16 protein-coding genes are annotated in these 22,831 nt (G+C 49.3%); 3 read left to right on the top strand and 13 right to left on the bottom strand.

What is annotated here, in order from left to right:
• Positions 1 to 114: 114 nt before the first annotated feature.
• The 11 genes from B1728_RS19715 to B1728_RS19670 all read right to left on the bottom strand — a co-directional run bounded on the left by B1728_RS19715 (position 115) and on the right by B1728_RS19670 (position 11,753).
• Entirely contained in the window at positions 115 to 1,929 is a 1,815-nt protein-coding gene (locus B1728_RS19715; RefSeq protein WP_079912107.1) for an ABC transporter ATP-binding protein, read from the bottom strand.
• An 11-nt stretch (positions 1,930 to 1,940) separates the two neighbouring features.
• Positions 1,941 to 3,131 (bottom strand): nucleotidyltransferase domain-containing protein, encoded by a 1,191-nt coding sequence (locus B1728_RS19710; protein ID WP_079912106.1) that lies wholly within the window; start codon positions 3,129 to 3,131, stop codon positions 1,941 to 1,943.
• An 11-nt stretch (positions 3,132 to 3,142) separates the two neighbouring features.
• The gene (locus B1728_RS19705; RefSeq protein WP_377739904.1) at positions 3,143 to 3,607 is read right to left on the bottom strand and encodes a lasso peptide biosynthesis B2 protein; all 465 of its coding nucleotides are present in this window, start codon (positions 3,605 to 3,607) and stop codon (positions 3,143 to 3,145) included.
• Positions 3,598 to 3,894: a lasso peptide biosynthesis PqqD family chaperone gene (locus B1728_RS19700; RefSeq protein ID WP_079912105.1), complete on the bottom strand. Its 297-nt coding sequence runs from the start codon at positions 3,892 to 3,894 to the stop codon at positions 3,598 to 3,600. The genes B1728_RS19705 and B1728_RS19700 overlap by 10 nt, the downstream gene beginning before the upstream one ends.
• 5 nt (positions 3,895 to 3,899) lie before the next feature.
• The gene (locus B1728_RS19695) at positions 3,900 to 4,832 is read right to left on the bottom strand and encodes a phosphoenolpyruvate carboxykinase (ATP) (protein WP_079912104.1); all 933 of its coding nucleotides are present in this window, start codon (positions 4,830 to 4,832) and stop codon (positions 3,900 to 3,902) included.
• A 112-nt stretch (positions 4,833 to 4,944) separates the two neighbouring features.
• Positions 4,945 to 5,100 carry a paeninodin family lasso peptide gene (locus tag B1728_RS35825; protein ID WP_144027929.1) on the bottom strand — a complete coding sequence of 52 codons (156 nt, stop codon included), beginning with the start codon at positions 5,098 to 5,100 and terminating at the stop codon, positions 4,945 to 4,947.
• A 15-nt stretch (positions 5,101 to 5,115) separates the two neighbouring features.
• The gene (locus B1728_RS19690) at positions 5,116 to 7,056 is read right to left on the bottom strand and encodes a lasso peptide isopeptide bond-forming cyclase (RefSeq protein ID WP_079912103.1); all 1,941 of its coding nucleotides are present in this window, start codon (positions 7,054 to 7,056) and stop codon (positions 5,116 to 5,118) included.
• A 195-nt stretch (positions 7,057 to 7,251) separates the two neighbouring features.
• Positions 7,252 to 8,964: a hypothetical protein gene (locus B1728_RS19685; RefSeq protein WP_144027928.1), complete on the bottom strand. Its 1,713-nt coding sequence runs from the start codon at positions 8,962 to 8,964 to the stop codon at positions 7,252 to 7,254.
• A gap of 26 nt (positions 8,965 to 8,990) precedes the next feature.
• Positions 8,991 to 10,271 carry an efflux RND transporter periplasmic adaptor subunit gene (locus B1728_RS19680; protein WP_179136098.1) on the bottom strand — a complete coding sequence of 427 codons (1,281 nt, stop codon included), beginning with the start codon at positions 10,269 to 10,271 and terminating at the stop codon, positions 8,991 to 8,993.
• A 65-nt stretch (positions 10,272 to 10,336) separates the two neighbouring features.
• Positions 10,337 to 11,011, bottom strand: coding sequence for a CpsD/CapB family tyrosine-protein kinase (locus tag B1728_RS19675; RefSeq protein ID WP_079912100.1), 675 nt, complete (start codon positions 11,009 to 11,011; stop codon positions 10,337 to 10,339).
• Positions 10,992 to 11,753: a YveK family protein gene (locus B1728_RS19670; protein WP_179136097.1), complete on the bottom strand. Its 762-nt coding sequence runs from the start codon at positions 11,751 to 11,753 to the stop codon at positions 10,992 to 10,994. Before B1728_RS19670 ends, B1728_RS19675 begins: the two co-directional genes overlap by 20 nt.
• Positions 11,754 to 12,072: 319 nt before the next feature.
• On the opposite strand from B1728_RS19670, the gene B1728_RS19665 reads away from it, so the two are divergent.
• Both B1728_RS19665 and B1728_RS19660 read left to right on the top strand, forming a co-directional pair.
• Positions 12,073 to 12,927, top strand: coding sequence for a fibronectin type III domain-containing protein (locus B1728_RS19665; RefSeq protein ID WP_079912098.1), 855 nt, complete (start codon positions 12,073 to 12,075; stop codon positions 12,925 to 12,927).
• 55 nt (positions 12,928 to 12,982) lie between these two features.
• A complete protein-coding gene (locus B1728_RS19660; RefSeq protein WP_079912097.1) occupies positions 12,983 to 15,736 on the top strand; it encodes a right-handed parallel beta-helix repeat-containing protein in 2,754 nt (917 codons plus the stop codon).
• Positions 15,737 to 15,804: 68 nt separating this feature from the next.
• Here the strand turns inward: B1728_RS19660 and B1728_RS19655 are convergent, their stop codons facing one another.
• Complete coding sequence (locus tag B1728_RS19655; protein ID WP_079912096.1) at positions 15,805 to 16,167, bottom strand: VOC family protein; 363 nt, start codon at positions 16,165 to 16,167, stop codon at positions 15,805 to 15,807.
• Positions 16,168 to 16,391: 224 nt separating this feature from the next.
• On the opposite strand from B1728_RS19655, the gene B1728_RS19650 reads away from it, so the two are divergent.
• Positions 16,392 to 16,694, top strand: a complete 303-nt coding sequence (locus B1728_RS19650; RefSeq protein WP_079912095.1) for a hypothetical protein — start codon at positions 16,392 to 16,394, stop codon at positions 16,692 to 16,694.
• Positions 16,695 to 16,849: 155 nt separating this feature from the next.
• Here the strand turns inward: B1728_RS19650 and B1728_RS19645 are convergent, their stop codons facing one another.
• Entirely contained in the window at positions 16,850 to 22,513 is a 5,664-nt protein-coding gene (locus B1728_RS19645) for a bacterial Ig-like domain-containing protein (protein WP_079912094.1), read from the bottom strand.
• Positions 22,514 to 22,831 lie beyond the last annotated feature (318 nt).

Below are 22,831 nucleotides of genomic sequence, written 5' to 3'. Positions count from 1 at the left end.
AGAACGTCCAGACAAAAAAATGAAGGTGTCACCACCGGTTTAAATCCCGTACAGTACTGATACTGCTTCTTCTTTCATGGTAATTCTTTATAACGAACATGTCAATACAAAATTTTACTTTTGAGAGATCATTGTCGAATCCTGGAGCTGGTTTCCAAGCAAATGAGCGAATACTCTCCCTCTTTCCTTCGCCAGCTGTTGAAAGCCTCCCCGTTGAACGATGGCGCCTTCATCCAATACAAGGACCTGATCCGCATTGCGAATGGTCGACAACCGGTGGGCAATCACGATAATCGTCATCGTCCCCTTCAGACGCTCCAGGGCCTCCTGGATCTTGCCCTCATTCTCCGAATCCAGGGCGCTTGTCGCTTCATCCAATACAAGGATAGACGGCCGTCTCAGTATCGCTCTCGCCAATACGAGCCGCTGGCGTTCTCCGCCCGATAACCGGACTCCCCTGTCCCCGATAAGCGTATCCAAACCATGAGGCAGCCGGTTCACGAATTCTCCTGCGGCAAATTGAAGTGCCTCCCGCATCTCTTCCTCCGTCGAATCCGGATTCATCAGCAGCAGATTCTCCCTGATCGTTCCGTTAAACAAGAAAGGGTCCTGCGGGACATAGCTGATCGACTTTCTCAGGCTCAGCAGATTATCCTTCGTTAGCGGCACGCCGTCGACCAGCACTTCTCCCTGCTCCGGAATCAACAGCCCCATCACAATATCGATCAGGGTGCTCTTCCCGGCACCGGACCGGCCTATGATCGCCGTCATCTGGTTCGAGGCAATACGCAGATTAATATTGCGAAGCGCATAGCCCGTTCCATTCGGGTTATACCTGAAGTGGATATCACGGCATTCGATGCCTTCCTGAACGCGAAGCGGCTTCACCTGGGTATAATCCTGCGTGTCTATGCTGACTTCCCTGCTTTCTCTGCATTCCTTTTGCAGCTCCGTTAAAGAGGTGAACGCAGGAATGGCCGCAGCAATCTGCTCCAGGTTCGATTGAATGCCGGTGAACCTCGGCCATAATCTCGAGAAGATCATGATGATCAGCAGCAGCTGCTCCCCTTGGGTCTGAAACAAAATAGCAGCCCCATAAATAAAAGCGGCGATAATCAGCGTAGAAGCCACCTTGTAAAACAGCTGCGATTTGGAGCCGAGCCTGGCGTGCTCGTATCTCTCCCGGGTGACAGCCTCACTCCAGTTCTGAAGCCAGCGGTAACGCGAAGGCTCGAGCATGTTGCTCTTGATGTCCTTGATGCCGTTAAAATGATCGGTCATTCCTCCTATGTAATTCCGTGCTACGTCGGATGTCTGAGTCCCCAGCATTCGCGATCTCCGGATAAAGGAACGGGAGAACAGCGCCATCATACTGCCGCAGGCCAAAACGAACAGCGTCATTTTTACGGACAGCCACAGCGCAATGCCGATCTGAATCACAGTAAAGATGATGGATGCCATCAGCTGCAAAAAGACGTAAGTTCCATTCGTCACCCGGCCCAGCTCATTCGTCATCGCGTTGATCAGATCCGACTTTCTTTTTCTCATAAAAAAGCTCCAGTTGGCCTGCAGTAAAGCCTGGTACGTCTCCATTCTCAGATGGTTGACAAAGCCGGTATGGATTCGGGTATCCCGAAGACTGAGATTCCGCTGTATGACGGCCTGACCGATAACCAGCAGAAGGTAGGCTCCCAGGATCACTCCGAGAGCAACCGGTTGAGAAAGCTCCTTTAGAGCATCCAGATATCCCAATCCAGGAATGGCGCTGACCTGCAGATTCAGGATGCCGCTTACACTGAGCAAAGGAATCAACAGAAAAATGCCCAGACCGTCCAATAGGCTGATACAGGTCATTCCCAGCAGATTCAAATACAAAATGCTGCCGGCATAGGAATGTAATTTACGGGTGTAATACAGAACATGCTCCATTCCGTTCCTCCTCATGAAAAGGCTAGCCTTTTGGTTTTTCTCCATACCCATAAGAAGGGACGCAGAGGGAAATAAAGAAAATGCAGTGACTTAGGCAGCGTCAAGGTGTTGGCGTCCTCGGGATACGGATAAAAGAAGGTCAGGATAAAGAGCACCTTGCGCGTACTGGACATCAGGGAGAACAAATGCCTCCTGTGGTATTCCGATACCTCGAGGGGCAGCGGCTCCGAATGTAAATTGACCATCTGCCGGATATAGAACAGGGCATCCTGCGCCAACGCTTCGGCGCGCTTCGCCTGCGTCAATGCTCTCAATTCATCCGATAAAGGGGTGTTCAGCAGCTGAGACGTCAACAGCAAGGCTTGCGCACCGATATGCAGATGCCCGTATTGCTGCAGCAGCCGCCGAAGCTTCGGCACATCCAGGTTCTGTGCTGCCATGCGGTCGATATCCATCAGCCAGCGCAGCCGGGACCATCCGTGCCTCGCCCCGTGGGACACCAGAAATAAAAATAAATCCTCTCTCCCCAAATAATAGACAGGATGCCGGGTAACAGCGCTTATCCTTCTTCTCTCCCACAAAGCATCAAAGCCGGGCTCTTTGCCGGGACCCGGGCCCAGCCTCCAATGTACCTCCACCTTAATTCCTTTGTGGCGGTGAAAGAAGGTGACATGGTGATGTCTCCACTTCCAGTCATTCAGCACGGTTTGAATATATTCGTCCTTCACATAGCCGTGTCCGGCCAGCAGCTTCTCCGCCAGCTCCAGCTTGTCGATGGGGACGAGGATATCCAGGTCGCCCGAGGTCCGTAAAGAAATATCTCCATACAGATCCGCCGCAAGCACCGGCCCCTTCAGGACTAGGGTTCGTATTTGTGCATCGGAGAACAGCTTGCATACCGCATCCATTTCCGCGCTTAAATGAAGCATTTGAAACGTGTTCTGCTTATAATCGTTTTTTAAAGCCTGAAGCACCGAAGGAGGAACCGCTTCCTGTGAATCCTTGAGCTTCCTATATAATGCGGGGAATACCCGATGATGGACCGCAAGCTCTAAGAAAGCATCCCAATCGATAGGATCAAGCTCCCCGCTGCTGCCAGAGCGCCTGCTGCCGCATTTTCCTTCTTCCGACTGCAGCATAGAAAGCAAAAGCACCAGTTCCTTGGGAAATTGCGAAAGGTCCAAAGACAACCCAGCTTCCATTTTACTCACCTTCAATTTCCTTTATGACTAATCCGTTTGGCGAACATGCCGACGACCTGGAACCGGGCCATCTCCTCCGCTCCCGTAATATAGAACGGGCCGCTGCGCAGCCAGGCGTGCGCAATCATTTTGCGCTGCTCGTCTCTTGCCGTCCCCAGGTAAAGCGTGCTTTCGATCCCGCGTCTTTCGAGCATTTTTAACGCCGCAATGGCTCTGACCAGACATTTGCTTTCCCAGAACGTATGCCTGCTCATCACGCGAATGATACTGTTCACCTTGATCAGCTCATCAACATCGCTGTCTGTTTCAAGATGTGTCGTTTCCTCCATGGAGGCTCCCAGCGAAGGCGCCACCTTGGCGAAGGGCATCGCCACAAGCACCCGGGCCCAGCCCAAATAGAACAAGGCTTCGGTTGCCAGCAGCATCGTGGCCAAGTCCAGCCGGAGAAATTTTCTAACGTTACCTGCTAAGCCCACTGAATTAGCCCTTCCTCCAGCATGTGCTCCAAAAAGGCCACGACCTGCTGCTCGCACTCGCTTTGGTCAACCTCATACTGCGACATCAGCTCGGCGACAATTTGTTCCCCGGATGCGGCGGCAGCCGTGCCCAAGTAGTTCCAAATTTCACCTCCTACTTCCCCCAAGTTGTAATACTTGCTGTTCGTTATGCTGAGCATCACCTTCTCGCCGCCCATATCGCTAACAATGTTGCCTTTAACTTGGGTAAAGTAATCCTGTAAGCCTACTTTATGATTTTGGACCATCTCGCTTAATCCTCCCTGGACAAAGTATCTAATATCAGGTTTGCTAATTGCGGAGCCGTGAACCGGGTTTCCGGCCTTCTCAATTGGTACATGGAAAGGTGATTGGCTATCGCGGACGTCGTTTGGAAATGCCACTCCATCAGTCCCAAACGGGGGATGAGAAAAGGACGAAACGTATGGCAGAATAAGGTCTGCAGCTTATCCAGCTTCCCTATGGGGGCCAGGCGCAGCTCATTCTCCGTTTTGACCAGCTCAATCACTCCAGCAAGCGGCAGGGGTGACGTGACATAATGAGAAGCGACAGGAACGCAAAATTTGGTTTCCCGCCCATAGATGGATCTGTATTCTCCTGCTGCCATCCCTAAGTGATCCAAGCTATCCTGCCACAGCTTCTGCTGGGGGTAGGACGGGGTCACTACGGGCTGCTTGCCCCCCTCGGACAACGTGACGGCTATCAAATCATCACTGACCAGCGAATACCCTTGGCTTAGGAAGGTAGAGGCTAACGTCGACTTGCCTGCTCCCGATTCTCCGACAATGGCATATACCTTTCCGTTAATCGCTACGGCACTGCCATGGAGCGGAAGTATGCCTCTTTGCATCAACAAAGCACCCATACAGGTTCCAAGAACATACAGGCGGATTAAATCCTCGTCAGCTCCGATAACTGGAGAAACCGTGATAAGACGTCCATCCCGTATGGAATAATAAGCGGTATCCGGCACATAAAAGAATACTTCTCCCTCTTCAACCACATGCATGAAAGGAGACTCATGCAGCTTGTCGGCAAGCTTCCCTTTATCGCCCTTGCGAATCTCAATATCAACTTCCGAGCCATCCACCCTTCGAGTCTCACACGGTAATTCCGGTAGCGGAATTTCGCTTGCAATGCGGAACCCGAAAGCTTCATAGATGACCTCGTGTTTCGTCTGTAACATACCTTCCACTCCATTTGCTGCCGTTTTTGCATTAAAAGCCTTTATACGTGATCTGTATAAAGGCTTTTAACATATGTAATGCCGAAAATGTTAAAACATACTTGAATGCCTATTAGCTGTTGAAACGTTTCCAGGTGCTAGGATTGTTCGGATCAACAGGTTTTCCTGGTACATAAGCTTCGTCAGTGAAATCACCATAAACCGTGGAGGCCATAGTTTGGTTCACGTCAAGCACTTCAAGCACAGGTTTTTGCCATGTTTTTTTCATCTTTCTCACCTCCTCTCAAGTCCATTGTTTAAGAAACCGGTACACAATCAGCCCGCGCATCAAAAACTTCAGCTCGGCATTCGTGGCGTCTTCAGGACGCAAACCGGCTTTCACCTTGTCTATGCCCTTCCTGATCAAAGAGCCGTTCAGAAGCTCCGATATCGCGCTATCCCTGCTCATTTCGTCCAGCTCCCTAATGAGTGAGGAATGATGCGGAAGGATGCGATGAACCCAATCCGCTCCTTGGACTCCCCGCAGGGTCTGGTTCAGCCTTACGTTATCCGGCAGCAAGTTCTTCGTCGCTCTTCGGATCAGCGCCCTGTCCAGGCCGTTCTGCACGTACTGGCCTTCCGGGAGAGAGAGGCAGAACTGAATGACCCGAAGATCATTGGTAGGGTCCCTCTTCCATACCGAGTATTGCAGTGACAGCTTGGTTGCCAGCGTATTGCTTGCATTCCAGTGGAACAGCTCCTCGAAGTGGCTTTTCCTTTGTTCGAATATATTAGGGGAGGCAAACCATCCGGATTGGTCCATGCCATGCTGCTTCAGCTTGTTGAACACGTCGGTTTTGCGGGCAAAGTCCGGATTGATCAGCATGGGGTAGTTGTAAGACTCGGCCGTTGGAAATAAACGGTCCATGACAGGAAAAGCAGTCCGGGCCACGGCAGGCAGCCTGCGCAGGCGGGCCCCTCCCACATTTTTGCTGTAAAGGTGCAGCTCTTGAGCCAGCCGGATCCATTGCAGTCGTTTCAGCAAGACCCCGTAATAATCCATCGCCGATCCCCAGGATATGCTCAAATTGCCTCTGCCGCCGTTTAGCAGCACCCCCACATTCTGTTCCTGCGCCTTCTCGAACATCCCCTTCAACCAGAAGGAATTCTCAAAAAATTTGTACGGCATTTCCATCGAGCTCAGGAAGCTGTCGATTTCCGTATAAGGATCGCTTCCGTCAAAATCGTGGTACGCAGCGTTAATCCCTCCGACATGCTGCACGATGGATTGGATGAAGGGCCGTTCATCCGTCAAAATATAATCCGGCGTGAAATCCTCGAAACTCCCCGGAGGAATGTAGCTGAAGGTATGCAGCGGTTTGCCGCTCTTACGCAGTTCCTGAACGGCGAAGCCGGCAATGGACCCCGAATCCAGGCCCCCGCTTAACTGAGCCCCAACCTGCCGGTTCGTGCGCAGTCTGGATGCGACGGCCTCCCGGAAAACCTCTTGAAAGGCCTCTACATAGTCGTCATCGGACTTCAGCTTTAAGCGCTCTTTCACGGATAAAGTACAGTATCGCTTCAGCGTCACTTGATTCCCTTCGATGGAGATGCTGTGGGCAGGCGGCACTTGGGCGATATCCTTGTAAACCGTAGATGATGCATCTACCACATCGGTCATCCCTATGATGGCCAGGTATTCGGCTAACCACTGCTCATTGAGTGTCTTCCTGGTGTATGGCAAGGATAAGAGGGGTTGGATAAGCGTACAGAAAGCAAAGCGCAGATGATCCTGGTAGTAATACAATGTCCGCCCGCCGGAGAAGTCTCTCGCCCCGAACAGCCGCTGCTTTCCCGCATCCCAGATCATGAAGGCAAAATCACCCGCCAAATACTGCGGCGCCTCTTCTGCCCATTTGGCATAAGCAAGCAGGATCAATTCGCTGTCCGTTATCTCGGCTCTCCTGCCGTGATCAATCTGCAATGCGTTGAATAGCGCGAGACGGTTGTCGATGATGGCATCAGCAGTTATGACCAGCTGCCGCTCCGAATCATAATAGGGCAGCCGCTCCCGAAGGGATTCCGGCGTAATATGCTGCGCATGGCATCCGAGAAATATGTGCCCGCTTGACCAGGTATGGACAGCGTCCGAAGGAAAGTGCTGAAGTCCGGACATCAATGTCCGCCCATCTTCCGCAGGTACCGGTGCCTGCTCGAACTGATAAATTCCTGTTATGGCACTCATGCTTTCCTCTTTCCTCCGTAACGCTTTGTGATAATAATCTTTTTTATTCTTAATAACGAATCACATTTGCTGAAAAAAGTGGTTCCACAAGAAAATGCGGAATGTATGCTGCTTTTGTTATCTATAACGATCAGTTTTTGTTCTTTATTAAGAACAATCTCAGAATAGCATCTTGCGATTATTGTGTCAACAGTTTTATTGCAGCGTTGCAATTAATCGTTCCGCTTGGCCATACGGCGTATCGACGGTCTCATAAATACGAAGGGAATTGGAAAATTCGTAATGAACCGAATCCATGTTCATCGTTTGCGTTCCTGTCCCCACATGATTTTCCCCGTTAAATGAAAGCGTCTTGGAGCCAATCACCTTCCCTTTGTCATCGACAAGCTCAACCTTCATTTTCGGGAAGCTTTGATCGACCACAACCTGCTCCTGAAGATTGACCTCCATATCGATGCTCAGCTTATAGGAATACGGGAAGCTTTCCCGGGCAGCGCCATAGAACACCTCGGCCTTCCAGCTGTTAATCTTTATTTGGAACGGATAGAACGAGAGAGAGGCATCCTCCGACTTTTCCGGCTTCACCATGGTCTTGAAGGTTGCAATCGGAATGCTGTACGGGGCCACGGTTTCACTGTCCAAAATCTCCATGACAAGCTGATCGCCCTTCTCAGTGCTTGGCAGCACAAAAGAATAGTACATGACATAGCTGACATTCGGAGTCAGAGTCTCCACAACGGCATTCTGGCGGGTACCCGTATACTTCGTCCCATCGACTCCCATCAGCTGAGCCTGGAACTTAGGGACAGGCATAGGCCGGTCACTGCGATTGGTCAGCTTGAATTTGGCCACCGCCGCTTTAAAGCCCCCTCCGACGCTTTCATTCATTTGGAGGGATGTCATGGAAACCGAAATTTCAGGCTGAATGACACGATTCAGCGGATCAAACTCAATCGGACTGTTCCATACATAGATCTTGGGCTGATCTACGGCATTGGCTTCAGCTTCATTCTGCGGCAAAGAGAGATTGAACTGGCCTATGGCGTATTCGATTTTGGTTTTGTCATCGGTGGCAAAGCTTTCCGGCGTCAACACTGTCAATCCGGACAGCTCATCCTTCTTCCCGGCAGGAATAGCATAATGGATATACTGCTGCTCCCCTGGACCAAGCATGATCGGATCTTTCTCCAGCCTTACACCGGCGAACACCTTCTTATCGGATTTTCCGTTGATGCGAAAGTCCGGTATCGCTTTTTTCTTATCGCTATGGTTCGTCGCCAGCAGCCCGAGGATCGTTCTAGGCCCTTGAGGTGTATTTTCCTCGCTCAGGTTAACCGGCTTATACTCCAGCGAGGTAGATAGAACCGGGATCGTAAAACTTTCCCCCCAAGGCCGCTTGGCAAGCGAGTCGGAGAAGACGGCAGTGTCTCCTCTCCATTCTATAGAAGAGATAGGGATAGACACGATCGTTTGCTCCGATCTTGGGGACACGAACTCATCTACGTCAACCCAAGAAATCTCGGCCAGCGAGAATGCATCCTCACGGTCAATAACGATCATATAGCTGAGTTCTACCGTTTCCTTCGGCTGAATGGCAATCACATTATCGGCACTGGGACGCAGCGTATAGAGCACGCCGTCCTCCGTTTTGACTCTGACATCATAATCAGGCACCCGGGTTAATCGGCTCCCGTCATTCGTCAGGCGGACAACCGCCCCGATTCGGGTCCCTTCCGCTACCTGCTCATTAAGAATACTTTTCACAGCTGCCTTGACTGATGAATTAAGCGAATATTCCTTCGTTATCGGCAGCCCCTCTTCCGCTATGGCCAAATACGATGCGGAGGGAAGGAGCAAGGAGAATAGGGTAATGACCATTAGTAACGTCTGTTTCCATTTTGTTCTCAATACGGTTCACTCCAATTGTATTTTTGCTATTCTGCGACGGTGTACTGCACCCGTTCCTTATCCTTTAGTTGGCCAGGGTTAGTTACTACGACCAGCTCCCCTTCCTTCACGCCGGAGAGAATCTCCTGAGTCGTGTCGTTGAGCCGGCCCAGCTGAACCGGGCGCTTCTCGACAATATCACCGGATAGGACATAAACGTAAGAATCCTGCCCATCCTTAATTACGCTATACGTGGGAACACCCAGGACGATTTGATCCTTCTCATCCGTCAGCTGAAGCCATACCTTCATCCCCGGCTTTAGAGCCATGTCTTTATTAGGGACATCCAGATTGATCTCATAGGCCTTGGTCTCCGGACTTGCTACCTTGGACAGGAAGCTGATCTTGGCCTTGGATTTCGGCGCTTCTCCCTGCAAGTAGTAGGCCATCTCCGTCTTGCCGTCGGCATATTTCCACTCTGCTTCCGACAGCTGCGCCTTAAGCTTGATCGGGTCCAGCTTCTGAACCAGCCCCAGCTTGGTTCCGGCCGAAATACTCATGCCCACCTCAAAAGGAAGCTCGGTTAATATGCCGCTGACCGGGGATTTCACTTCCAGATAAGTCAGCGACTGCTCGACCTGCAGCTGCGCCATTTGCGCGTTTTTCAGCTGTGTCTCCAGCTCCGAGGTTGCATCGACAGGCTCCAACCGGGCGAGCTTTTCCTTAAGCATCTCCAGATCGGTCCGGCTGTTTCTCAGCTGAACCTCCATCTGATAAACCTGCGTTTTGTTCGCCAGCCCGACCTCGTAGTCATTTTTTGTCTTATTATAATTGCGGGTCAAATCATTCAGCGCCTGCTCCTGCTTCTTGATGGAGTCGTTAAGCTCCCGCTTCTGATTCTCCATCTCTTTTCTTGCTCTCTCCTTCGCCTTGGCGATAGCGTCCTGGATCGTCTGAACGGCGAAGGCCGCCTTCTCTTTCTCGAACTTGGCTTCGGTGGAGTTCAAGCGGACGATGACATCGCCCTCCTGAACGACATCGCCGCGGGCTTTTAAAATAGCCTCAATATCTCCTGCCGCTTTGGCGGTAATGTCGAATTGGACAGAGGACTGCACATCGGCGGCATGAACCATCGGCTCGCCGATTTTTTGCTTGGTGACCTTGGATACCTTGACGCTCTTCAGCCCCTGCGCCTGAACGGCAGCGGCATTTCCATCCGAGCTTATCGGTATCGTCTCCGAGCAGCCCGCAATAATGACAAAGCTCAACGCCAAAATGCAGATCGTTCTTACGTTTCGGCGATGCGGTCCTAACCTTTTTCTTCTCATCGTCGTTCTTACCCTCTCTTCTCGGAACAATGATCTATCTATCGGCACTTCTTTTTTGGATTCCATTAATATAGAAGCAGCTCAGAGTTCTTGGGATGAATTTTATTGAAAACAACCCCCAACAGCCGTGCCTTGGCTAGCTCAAGCTCCTCCTTCACCTTTTTGGCCGCTTGTTTTTTTAGCTTGCCGTGTTCAGCCACCAGCAGCACGCCGTCACACTGGGCAGCCACAATTTTGGCATCGGTTAACGACAATACGGAGGAGCTGTCGATGAAAATCATATCGAACCGGCACTTCATCTCTTCGAGAAGCTGCTTCATGGCTTGGGAGGCCAGCAGCTCCGCAGGATAATTGGGAATGGGCCCGGAAGGAATGACAGAGAGATTGCGGATGGAGGTTTCCATAATGTAATCATCTATGGCATGGATCTCCGGATTCATCAGATAGCCGCTCAAGCCTTTGCTGTTGTCTCCGCCGAATAGGCGGTGAAGCGAAGGATTGCGCAAATCCCCATCTATGAGCAGCACTTTTTTCTCAATCTTGGCGTAAGCGATGGCTGCATTGACGGCTGTCGTCGTCTTCCCTTCTCCTCTTCCTGCCGAGGTCAGTGATACTGTTTGTATCCCTTGGTCCATAACGAATGCTTCCATATTAAATCTTAGGGCGCGATAGGATTCCGAAGCCAGGGAAGCAGGGTTGTTCTCCATAATCAGTTCCGGTTTAGCGGATGGTATTGACATGCTGCATCTCTCCTACTTTCCTTCTTGTCTTTCTTCCCGAGCTGGTCTGAACGTCCGCTCCCTTCATTACGGGGACGAACGCCAAGGTGGATGCTGCAAGCAGTTGGCGTACATCTTCTTCTGTTTTGACCGTGTCGTCCATTGCATCCAGCAACAGCGCAATACCGATAGCCACAACGAGTGAAGCGGCAAAGCTCAGTACAATATATTGATTCGACTTTTTATTAACGGGAACCGGGTAGTCCTGCATCTTGGCTCTATTCAAAATCGTAATGTTATCGACCTTCATAATCTTGGGGATTTCCGATTGAAACACCTCGGAGACTGCGTTGACTATTTTGACGGCTTTCTCATAGGAGGCATTGGTTGTAACGATGGTCATGACCTGCGTATCGTGCAAGCCGGCCACATTGGTCATGGCAATGAGTTGTTCGGCAGTGAGGTTCAGATCGGGATAACGTTGAACGACCTTATCCATGATGGCGGGGGTTTTGATGATTTCCTTATACGTATTGATCAGTCCGATATTCACACCGATCGCCCCAAAGTCTATCTGCTCTCTTCCCATTTGATCCTTTTCGCTGGTCTTGTTAACTATCAGCTTGGTGGAAGCCGTATACATCGGCTGATAATTCAGGTTGCTATAGACGGCCGTGAGTGCGGTACACAGAAGTACAAATAGGGCAATCATCCAGATCCGCCTCTTTATGATCAGAAAATACTCTCTTAAATTGATTTCCATAATTCTCCCCCAGCGAAAAATAGTTGCTTGCCATGGCACCCTAAGTTCCAATGATACTCTTTGTATCATTGCCTATAGTCAATACTTTATGACACTTTTTGTATCGTGTCAACTGCGTATTTTCAGCCATTCGCTCCGTTTTGTATCAAATTTCACAGAATCTAAATAAAAATTTCTTTACATCTTTCGTCAGGCAGACAGGAACCCAGCTTGCACTACTTTTGTTCTCTTTAGAATACGCTCTGAGGCTCTATTCACAATTCACCATTCGAACTATGAAAACATAGTATAAATAAAAGATTATAAAGGGGTGAGTATAGTGGCAGATTCAGACAGCAATCTTAAGGATACGATTGTTTATTATGATGACTGGTCCAGTCTGGAACCCGTCCGTGTCATTAATACAGTACCTCCGGATAATGTATCGAACTTGACAGCCTCTGACGTACAAGCCATGCAAACGACACTATTGTGGACTGCAAGCTCCTCGGATCATATAACCGAATATAGAGTATACAACGGATCGGACTACGTGGGGAGTACAACGTCAACCACCTATACTGTGGCCGGATTAGAGCAGCAAACCTCTTACACTTTCACGGTGAAAGCGGTAGACCGGGAAGGGCTGATAAGCAGCGGCAGCAGCATAACCGTAGCGACCCCCGTTCTGACCTTCGCTCTGGCTATGAATGGGACAACGGATTATGTCCAGACCCCAACCCTTTCATTTGACACGGTCATTATGGATATTTGGGCAGAACCAAAAAGCATGGGGTTTAGCTCCTATCTCGACGCGACCCGGGGAATTCCGCAATCCGCCTTTGGAAGGAACAGCGCGGGGATCGATTACCTGCAAGCGGCCTGGAAATCGGTCTATGTCAATGGCGAGGATAAAACCGCTTCTGCCAACAAAGCCGCCATCGTTCCTTCCCAACAACGAATTACCGTGAAGCTCGTGCTTAAATCCCCCGGCAAGTCGATTTTGGTCATTTTCGCCAACCAGCTTGGGAGCATTCCTATGAAAGGAATCCTATACAGCGTTAAGATCATGTCCGGCAATATCGTAACCGCTTTATATGATTTTACGGAGCCTTTCGCAGGAACCGCAGTTCCTGACAAGAGCGGGAACAATCAGACGGCCCGATTGCAAGGGGGTACTTGGATCAACGGATAATGTCAGCTGTTGCTGCTGATGATAAGGAATCCAAATCCAACGAGGGGGTGCAGTTATGGATGGGAAGTTGAAGAAGTTGAAAAATGCCCAGAATGAATATATGTATCCAATAACCGTTTCAGAAGCCGTCTATGTCGATCCCGATACCAGCTTGAAAACATTGCTTGCGGAGATGGGCTCCAAAATCGGTTCACCCAATTCCTACGTCATAGAATTGGACCGATGGAATATTCACAATGACGGTACCGATGCCGCCGCTACGACACAAGGAATCAACGACGCTTTAATCTGGGCGAAGTCCAGCGGGTATAATCACGTGCTGCTGCCTGCGGGTACGTATAACCTTGTGATTGATACCAATGGGGTTGCCATAAATATGCTTAGCGGTATCCATTTCGAAATGAAAAGCGGCTGTGTACTGCAGCTGGAGGGGAACTCCTCCCCCAACTACCGCATCATTCAGATGCAGCAAATAAGCCATGCCAAGGTAACGGGCGGACAAATTGTCGGAGATAAAGCCATGCACCAATATGAGCTCTCTATCGGCTTTGTCAGAGGAGGGGTCAACGCCGACGGCTCATTGAACGACGATCCTAACTTTATCCGGAGCGAGGTTATCGACCGGTATGCCTATGCCGGGCTGCTCGCCAATTTCAGGCTGTGGTCCATAGCCGGAATCTCCGCCGGCAATTACAGCTTTTATCAATACAAGGATACCGTATCCAAGGACACACTGGTGAATTTCCGCATCAACGGGGAATTCGCTCCGGCCGCCCCTACAGGCAGAGGCTGGTTCGATACAATCGATAAAGTGAACAAAATGATCTTTGTCATCGACATTTCCTCGTCTCCGCTAACCGATGCCCAGATTGCGCAAATTCGCGCAAAGGTCGACAGCTCCTACTATACTCATGAAGGCGGATACGGGGTTGCCGTAGTGAGCTCGAATCATATTGAAATCGGCGGCATCGAGATATCCCATTGTACCGGAGACGGCGTATTTACCGGGATTGGCGTCCGCTACGAGGATCCTTCCCGATATACCCAGGAAGAGATAGGACAGCACATCTATATACACGATTGCCACATTCATCACTGCAGAAGGCAGGGCATATCGTTATGCGGTCCCAATGACGTGTTTGTCGTCAATAATACAATTCATCATATCGGTTATGCAGACGATGGAGTCACCACCGACTTTCGCAACGGGACTGCACCCATGTTCGGCATTGACGTGGAATCGATGGTCGGGGAAAGCAACATTCCCTTCAAAAGCATTTATTTAAACCAGGACGGGCTCGAGACCAATTATCGCATCTATATTTACAATAACTATATTCATCATAATGCCAAAGGACACTTCGTCAACGTCGACGGAACCCATATTACCCTGCAAAATAATACGTTCGAGGGCTACAACATCGGGGGAATCAGCTCCTATCCTACCCAATGGCACATCAAATACCTTAACAATACGTTCATTCAATGCACCTTGGTCGTAAAAGGAAATAACGTGGTCAACGGTGCCGTGTTCCAGAAAGCGAATTTGAATTTGCTGGATGTTCAAGGCGCGATGATTGACAATTGCCAAATCAAAGACGGATTGTTCTATGGCTCAAGCATTTACGGTTATTTGGGAACCCCATCCGCTATTGATACTGCAAATGGAACGTTTACCTACAAAGCTCCTCATGGGATGGGCAACGGGGCCCAGGTCTGCTTCGAGCAATGGTTCGGCAGGGTGCCGGCGGGGATTAGCGTGGATAAAGTATACTATACGGTCAATGTGACAGCGACAAGCTTTCAAGTATCCGAGACAAGGGGCGGAAGTCCGGTCGTACTAACGGACGGCGGTGTGACGGGCTTTAACCTTTCACGCTACAATTACGGCAGATGCTACATTTCCAATATAACGGTCGAAACCGATTGGAGCGATACGACAGGTAACATCGGGTTCATGCCGCTCATCGCCGGGGCTGTCCTTACCAATATTAAAGTAAAAAACGGTTCGGTATCGATTAAAGCACCGGACAACTATGTAGGCAGACCTAATATCGTGACAGGTCTTACCTTGCTGGAAAGCGGCGGTATACTGCAAGCGAGCGACATAAGCAATATGAAAGTGCTGAAGGTAAGATCGAAAGCCATGGGCGGCGACGTGACCTTAGGCTCCTTAACTCCTTATTCCAGAGTCAATATCGACAGCGCGCTGTTTCAAGGGGTTCAAGTCAATCTGGAGGAAGCCTATCTTACCAACGGCACGTTCATTAACAGTATTCTTTATAAGCAGGACCGCACTAACAAATCCGTTATCATGAGCAGTTACATGGAAAATACGTCTCTCTCCTTACACTGGATAACGAATGAAAATTCGATCACCATAACCAAGTGCTTGTTCAATAATGTGTCTATCGATGCGAGTGCCTCCGTAAAATTTATTGACAATTACAATATCAATACCGGCTTGCCTGATAACCGCATGAGCGCACCCCCTTCCGGAGGCAGGTACTTCCTCGGGCAAATCATCTATAACTCCGCGCCTAAGCCCGGCGGATATGTAGGCTGGATTTGCACGACAGAAGGCTATGCGGCCAATCAAGCATGGGCGGCATCGAAAGCCTTTGCACAAGGGGCCCGAATTCAAGCCGGCGGTCACGTATACGAGGCTGTGACGGCAGGCACTTCCGGAACCGTTCCTCCGGTATTCCCGACAGCAACTGGCGGTACTGTCACCGATAATACGCTGATATGGAAGGAAATCGGCCTGCAGGCCGTATTTAACACTTTTGGTCCGATAAGCGCCAATTAACCCTTAGGCTGCCGTTAGTACGGCGCCTTTTTTATTATTTAGTGCAACCAATTAGTTGGTCTATATATTCAAATCGAGCAAGCCATTAGTATATTGCCATCAAGGTCTTTAAAATTAATAACATCTTGATTCTTACTAACTATTTCAACTCCAAGCTCGGTTAGGAATTGTATCGTTGCTTCATTATCAGGTGAAGTTAAACTAAAAATAGGCTCAGATGATGGGTTTACATCATCTATTTTTTTCAAAAAAATATTTGAACAATGGCTGTCACTTAAATCGAAAATATGAATATCTTCTCTAGTTTTTTCAGGCATGGGTAAACCCAGCACTTTACAGTACCATTCAACTGATTTCTTTACATCTGTTACATAAACGAATACAGCAGGAACAATTGGCTTAATAGGTGTTGCTTGAAGATATTCTCCCATAAAGCGCCCCCGTAGATTTGGAATATATTACCTATCCAATAGTAACTCATTACATCCCGGATGTATACATTAACAATCGCTCATTCCTGCCAGTTAGTTCTAGGAAATCAACAACAAGAACTACATCTTAAAAACGGATAGTTCTCAAATCAATCCATTTGATGTATGATTCTTAATAACGAACATTTCTTTACATTTTATTTACAAGAGGAGGGTTGGCAATTATGCGGCATATCCAGAGGCTCCTTTGTATCACACTGCTCACCATCGCCTTCGTACTGCCTACAACCGCTTTCGCTTCAACCGGATCGGAAAATCAGAGCGGCATAACGAATCAGAAGCTTTCCAGCCATTCAAGCTGGGAGCAATTCTTCTCGTCCCTGTTCTCCCACAAAAAAGATAAAGACGATGATTGGAAGCATGCAACGGATAAGGACAAAGACTTCAAGGACTGGTATGACAAGCACAAGGACGATTGTCCTGAAGGCGAATCCGACGATATTTGGAGAAAATGGTTTTGTTATTAGCAGCTGCCCTCCTTCTTGTATGGATGAAATAACCCCACAAAGCAGGGCTTAGTCTTCGAGGCAGGCCCATTCAATTATTGTGCGGGGAGCAAAAAAGGGTTATCCAGTACAAGTCGTCAGACTTGGCAGGATAACCCTTTCCTGTTTGATAAAATTTATTTGTTCATAAATTCCACATATTGAAGAAGACGTTTGAGCATAACGGCCGCTTCCGCGCGCGTTGCTTTATTGCCAGGAGCAAAGGCTTTGTCGGTTACACCGTTGACAATACCCGCATGTACCGCCCCGGCTACGGCCTCCTTAGCCCAGTTGGAAATATCCTTGCTATCGGCGAATGCTGAGAGGTTGCCGATATTCGAATCGCTTGTTTTGCCCATGAGCTTGATCGCGCGTACGATCATGGCCGCCATCTGCTCACGGGTAATGGTAGCGTTCGGCTGGAAGGTGCCGTCTTCAAACCCTTCGACAAGTCCTGCTTTCGATGCCGCTCCCACATACCCTGCATACCATTCCGATTGGACATCGGAGAATTGGGCAGTCGACTCTGTTGGAAGAGCCGCAGCGCGTACGAGCAGCGCCGCGAATTCAGCGCGTGTAATCGAAGCGTCAGGTGCAAAAGACGTATCCGAGATCCCGTTTACGACCCCTTTGGAAGCGAGCAGCTCCGTATCGCTCTTCGCCCAGTGTCCCTGTAAATCTGCAAAGGTTTTGGATGCCTTCACAATAGCATACATGCTGTTGCCGGAGCGTTTTACAGCCGCTTCCGTCGTTCCGTTAACCGTAGTGAATACAGCTGGAACGAAGCTTAATTCGTTGCTGTCCGGACTGTACAATACCGCTGTCAATCCGGAGAATGGAGCCGTTTGGGCAATAGTCATTGTTCTTGTCACATAAGTGCCGCCGAAGTCGGTGACCGTAACGGACTTACCGTTCCCCTCCGCTTTAAGGACGAAATCGATAGGACCGGCCAAGACCGTCATTCCCGATTCTTTTGCTTTAGCTGACATTAGGGCAGCCGTCGTACCCGATACTTTCTCGATCGTCAGGCTGATGGTAACCTGGTCGGACGTAGTGCCAAGCGACTTAGCCAATTCCGCGATGCGGAGCACTTTGACCGGCAGATCATAAACTGCTAGACCGGTTTTGATCGACAGCACCGCATTAGGAGCCGCTTGTGCCCCGGCTGCCAGTACGCTTGCAGGCAATTCCACTTTGACGATGGACTCCGAGCTGGTTACTTCCATCGTAATTCTCTGATCGGCCTTGCCCTTCAACGCCTCAAATGCTTTAGCCAATGCATCTGCTGCAACAGCCCATTTGGCTGTTTTCTTGCCATTCTCGGTCACCACAGCAGCTTCGCCTGTCAATCTGGTGCCGTCCTGTGTCGTGCCGGTGCTGCTGCCGCTGCCGCCCGTTGACGAAGATCCGCTTGAGCCGCTGCTGCCTTTTCCCGGGCTGCTGCTGCCGTACGTTCTCGCACTCGCTTGAGCGGAATAGGAGCTTTCCCCTGCGGCATTTGATGCTGTGACGACGTAGAAGTATTCCGTGAAAGGAAGCAGTCCGTCAATGGAATAAGTTGCGCCGGTTACATTGGAAGCCACTTTCGTATAAGGCCCGTTGTTGATCGTACTTTGGTAGATCGTATAGCTCGATGCTCCCGCTGCCTGCGTCCATTTCAGTGCCACCGCACGATACCCGCCCTCAGCCGTCAAGCCGACGGGTGCTGCCGGTACTTGAGATTGTACCACGGCTGCTGTCGGAGTAGCGCTAGCTACATTCGAATAACCGCTCTCTCCGTTCGCATTGCCGGCCGTTACTTTATAGTAATACGTTGTGCCGTTGACCAGGCCCGTGTTAGTATACACGGCGTCGGTCACATTTGCTGCGATTTTTGCATAAGTTCCGTTTTCTGAGGCGCTACGATAGACATTGTAGTAGGTTGCGCCTGTAACAGTTGCCCACGACAGTGTTACTTGGGTGTCTCCTGCTGCTGCCGCCAAGTCGGCTGGTGCTGCCGGAGCGGTTCCTGGTGTCGGAGCAATAAATGTAAGGAAATCTCCCCAAATAATGCTTCCGTCCGCATTTCTTTGATAAGGCAAGATCGGCTGCAAGCTTACGAAATTCGCATCTGTCAGCTTGACCCCAGACTTGTTCATGGAAACGGACCCGTCGAACATGTAGTTCGTATCCGAGATCAAATTCTGCGGATAGTTATCTTTTGCCCCGCTGTTCACATAGTCCTTTTGATAAGAGATAAACCCGTCAATTTTGAAATCTGTAGGAATGCCTGCGTACGAAGTGAAGTTCAAGTTCGCTCTTGCATTGTTAAACCCGATGTTATTTTCTGCTCTTACGCCCGGGTTGCTGTTGCTTGTAAAACCATAAGCTCCATTTCCAAAAGCGATGCTGTTTCGGATGACATGAGGTACGTAGATTCCTTCGCCTCCGAGCTTAAAGCCGTTTTTATCCCCTTTGCCTACATCGCCATTCGTCAATGTGCCGTTGTTGTAGGCAATACTATCCTCTATGATAACAGCGCCGATGGCTCCGGAGCCGGCTTTCGTATACAGGTCCCATCCGTCATCAATATTGTTATGGGATATGCAGCCTCTGAAAATATTGCCTTCGCCCACCGTTAATTTGGCGGCAAAACCGTCGGCATTGTTCTCGGACGGGTCACGGTTATCGAACGACTCGCTGTTCAAAATCAGGTTGTAGGACGGCCATTGCGCTTTGTCCTCGGAGTCATCCGTACGGCTGATTTGAAGCCCTGTATCCCCGTTCTCATAGAATCGGCTGGCCTCTACTATGTTATGGTTTCCGCCTACCGTGAATCCTTTCGTGTTATCTGCGGACCGGACAAAATCGATGCCTTTTACATGCCAGTAATTCCCGCTCAGCACAACGCCTTCAGACTTCTTGTTAAAGTCGATTACCGGCTTTGCTCCAGGCGCCGCAACAAGGTACTTCATCGCTTGCTCTGTGCCGTCATTATATTTTTTAATTTCAAGCTTCGAGCTGCGCACATAATTGCCGTCGAGCAGGATGATTTTTTGCCCCGCTCTTACATAGGCCACGGCAGTGTCCAAATCCAAAGGATTTTTTTCCAAGCCAGAGCCGATCGGTGATCCGGTTGGAGAAACGTAAATATCTCCGTTAGGCACATAAGATTTTTGAATTACGGTGAAGTTGCTGATGATTTTATCGTAAGATGTCAACACCTGCGTATCATCCGGCAAGAAGGTCAAGCTGAAGTTCGTGCTGCTGTTGGCAGCAAGCGAAGCGCGAATGGCTGTATTTTTACCTGCTTCCACCGGCTGGTCTTGAGCAATCATCGTTTGCCCTTGCTTGACCGTTACCGTGCCGTTTACATTGGATTTCACCAGCAGGTCGTAATTGGTTTCGGCGGTTTTATCCAGCGAAAGCACTTGGAAGCTCGGGGTAATTGGCTTCTTGGGAGCCTCAACCTTAGGAGCATCCGTTGCCGCTTCCGATACGGTTAGTTGAATATTGCGCACTTCAATCGTCGCCAGACGGGCTGTAAAGAAGCCTACATACATTTTGGAATCCTGAACATTCAGAATATCCGGTTCAAAAATAATCGATTCCTGTCCATTATTGATTTTCCCAGTAAAACCGCTATTTGTTTTAGCCAGTGTCAATCGGTAAGGCGTATTGGATGCAGAAGGCTTCACGCTGTTTAGCATGATATTCTGAATCCCCTTGCTGCCTAACCCTTCCTTGGTTTGAACACCCGTTCTTACAAACAGCTGAGTTCCATTTGGCTTGGTCGTTCCTCCGCTGTAGCCTCCGATAGCTGCTATGTTCGAAGCAAACACCCCGGAATCATTGGCCGTACCGATAGCATCCCTCGCCATGATCCCGAACGATTCTTGGCCATCATACGGTTCCTTGGCATATTCCAGAACGGTAATATCCGCGGACAGAACAAAATTATCCTTGGTTGCGTCCAGCTCGGTGTAATAGAACGAGATGCCGTCGTGGTCTCCGGTGACCTTGCCGCTTCCTTGAGGAGCCTCAAGCTTTACGCTGTTATCCGGATTTACGGTTACTTTGTTGGAGGCCGACGTCGATTGACCGAAACGAATCGATTTCCACTGGTATTCGGCTGGTTCCCTTACCGTAACAGGAAACACGATCGGAGCAAGAGCTGCGTCCGCAGGCGTAATGATCACATCGTATGTGCCGACTTGCGTAGTATCTACGGCGGAGCTGTCTACCGTGTAATCGCTTCCGGCCAGAACATCCTTATCCGAGTTATCATACAGCTTGGATACTTCCAATCCGGTAGTATCGAATGACTCATTTAGAACATACGTCGTTTTTGGATATTTGGTAATTCCAATGCCAATTACCTGTTTTTGTTTGACCGTAACCGTGATATTCGCAGACTTTCCCTTATGGGTTATCGTCACCTGCTTAGTGCCCGGTGTGCTCGTATCCAAAGCGCTTACAGAATATTCGCTGCCTAGCAGACGAATGGACGAGTTATCGCTATATTTGGCATAGACCACCAGCCCGTCCAAATCCAGAGCATCGCCTAAATAATAGACTGTTTTTTGAGGCGGCTGCTTCATCTCAAGGCCGGTGAGATCCGCGTCCTTGACGATCACGTCAAACGCGGCAGAGGTCGTCAGCGTTTGCTTCGATGCCACGGAAACCGTTTTGGTACCCGCCGTATCGAACACATAGGTTGCACCGGAGACGGTCGCACCAGGTATCGAAATAACGTATTGATCGCTGCCGATATCCGCTATTTTCCCTGTGTTAAACGTTGCCGTAACCACAAGACCTGCCGGGTCAAAAGCATCCCCCTTGTAGTAGGTCGTTTTGGCAGGAAAATACTTGATATCCAAAGCATCCACAACTAAAGGGGCGATATTGAGGTTCATCGTATACTTTTGCCCGTTAAAATGAACCGTAACCGGATTTACTCCCGCTTTGCTGCTGTCGAAGCCGGAAACGATGTAATCGTTAGCCGTGAGAGCTTCCTCGCTGCTTCCGTACAGCGCTTTCACTTTTAAGCCGGTTAAGTCGAGGCTGTCGCCAACGTAGTAATTCTTTTTCACGGAAGAGTCGTCAACCTTGATTCCGGTTGGGACTCGGGGATCCATTTTTAATTGAATATTGCTAAAAGTAGCAGTAGCGTTTCTTGATGTATAAAAACCAGCATAAGCTATGCTGCCAGTGAACTTGTCTATAATCTGGGTTTGATCTCCACATGTTAGAACGTAGACATTTCCGGATTTTCTAATACTTAGATTATAGGTCTTGCCAGCTGCTGGAGCACTAGCCTTATTAAACTCAAAGCCCGTTTTTACTTGAGAGGTGCCTTGTTTATAAAATCCTTTCATGACTTGGTCGTATGCACCAAGAGCAACGTATTCCCCAGTAAAAGTACTATTGTTAGTATTCGTCTCCATGATATTACTTCTAAGCATAATACCGAATGACACTTGGTTGTCGGCCTTCCACTCGTCGACTTTCACTTGGGCAGACAGCTCATAATTGTCCCCAGCAGAGACATCTTGAAAGTAATAAGCAAGGCCTTCAGATTTAGATTCAATTTTACCGCTGGAAGCCTTTATCGTTACTGCTGTTCCATCTTGGCTTTCAGCAATTTGAAAGTTGTCCGCCGTAGGGGTTCCACCCAGATTCCCAAAGATCCTCCCCTGCCACTGGCTTTCACTTCCAATACTAATCATATCCCCCGCTGCCCCCAAAGCAGGCACAGGCATCAGAGAAAACAATAAAAGCAGTGACATCACCAACGCAAACCATCGTTGTTGTTTTCGCAAAACCGCATTTCCCCCTCATGTTGTATTTGTATGCTTATGCAACGCAGCATCAGCAGTATAAGTAGTGTATGGCAGCCGGTAGGAACACTCAATATGCTTGTTTTAACTTCCTGCGATTTTGAAAATAGTGGAAATCCCTTTGTCCATAAGGATAAAAAAACAACCTCCGGGATAAGAAAGTTGTTTTGGGCTGATGACATGTAAAATATTGTCGAAGTACATAAGAGGTATTTTTCGGGTATCGCCCAGTATCCCCACAGCAGTTTCTCCATTTCAAGAAAAACAAGATGCAGCCGCTGGCTGGTTTCATTTAATTAT

It is taken from the genome of Paenibacillus sp. 32352 (genome assembly GCF_002042965.1).
Taxonomy (GTDB): Bacteria; Bacillota; Bacilli; order Paenibacillales; family NBRC-103111; genus Paenibacillus_S; species Paenibacillus_S vulneris.
Note: the sequence above shows the minus strand (reverse complement) of the source record. Positions and strands in the feature narration are given on the sequence as shown.

What these genes read in the sequence shown, in the direction of transcription:
- B1728_RS35825 (WP_144027929.1), bottom strand. Translation starts at nt 5,100, where the DNA reads ATGAAAAAAACATGGCAAAAACCTGTGCTTGAAGTGCTTGACGTGAAC.
- B1728_RS19690 (WP_079912103.1), bottom strand. Translation starts at nt 7,056, where the DNA reads ATGAGTGCCATAACAGGAATTTATCAGTTCGAGCAGGCACCGGTACCT.
- B1728_RS19680 (WP_179136098.1), bottom strand. Translation starts at nt 10,271, where the DNA reads ATGAGAAGAAAAAGGTTAGGACCGCATCGCCGAAACGTAAGAACGATC.
- B1728_RS19670 (WP_179136097.1), bottom strand. Translation starts at nt 11,753, where the DNA reads ATGGAAATCAATTTAAGAGAGTATTTTCTGATCATAAAGAGGCGGATC.
- B1728_RS19660 (WP_079912097.1), top strand. Translation starts at nt 12,983, where the DNA reads ATGGATGGGAAGTTGAAGAAGTTGAAAAATGCCCAGAATGAATATATG.
- B1728_RS19675 (WP_079912100.1), bottom strand. Translation starts at nt 11,011, where the DNA reads ATGTCAATACCATCCGCTAAACCGGAACTGATTATGGAGAACAACCCT.
- B1728_RS19650 (WP_079912095.1), top strand. Translation starts at nt 16,392, where the DNA reads ATGCGGCATATCCAGAGGCTCCTTTGTATCACACTGCTCACCATCGCC.
- B1728_RS19695 (WP_079912104.1), bottom strand. Translation starts at nt 4,832, where the DNA reads ATGTTACAGACGAAACACGAGGTCATCTATGAAGCTTTCGGGTTCCGC.
- B1728_RS19710 (WP_079912106.1), bottom strand. Translation starts at nt 3,131, where the DNA reads ATGGAAGCTGGGTTGTCTTTGGACCTTTCGCAATTTCCCAAGGAACTG.
- B1728_RS19715 (WP_079912107.1), bottom strand. Translation starts at nt 1,929, where the DNA reads ATGGAGCATGTTCTGTATTACACCCGTAAATTACATTCCTATGCCGGC.
- B1728_RS19700 (WP_079912105.1), bottom strand. Translation starts at nt 3,894, where the DNA reads ATGGTCCAAAATCATAAAGTAGGCTTACAGGATTACTTTACCCAAGTT.
- B1728_RS19655 (WP_079912096.1), bottom strand. Translation starts at nt 16,167, where the DNA reads ATGGGAGAATATCTTCAAGCAACACCTATTAAGCCAATTGTTCCTGCT.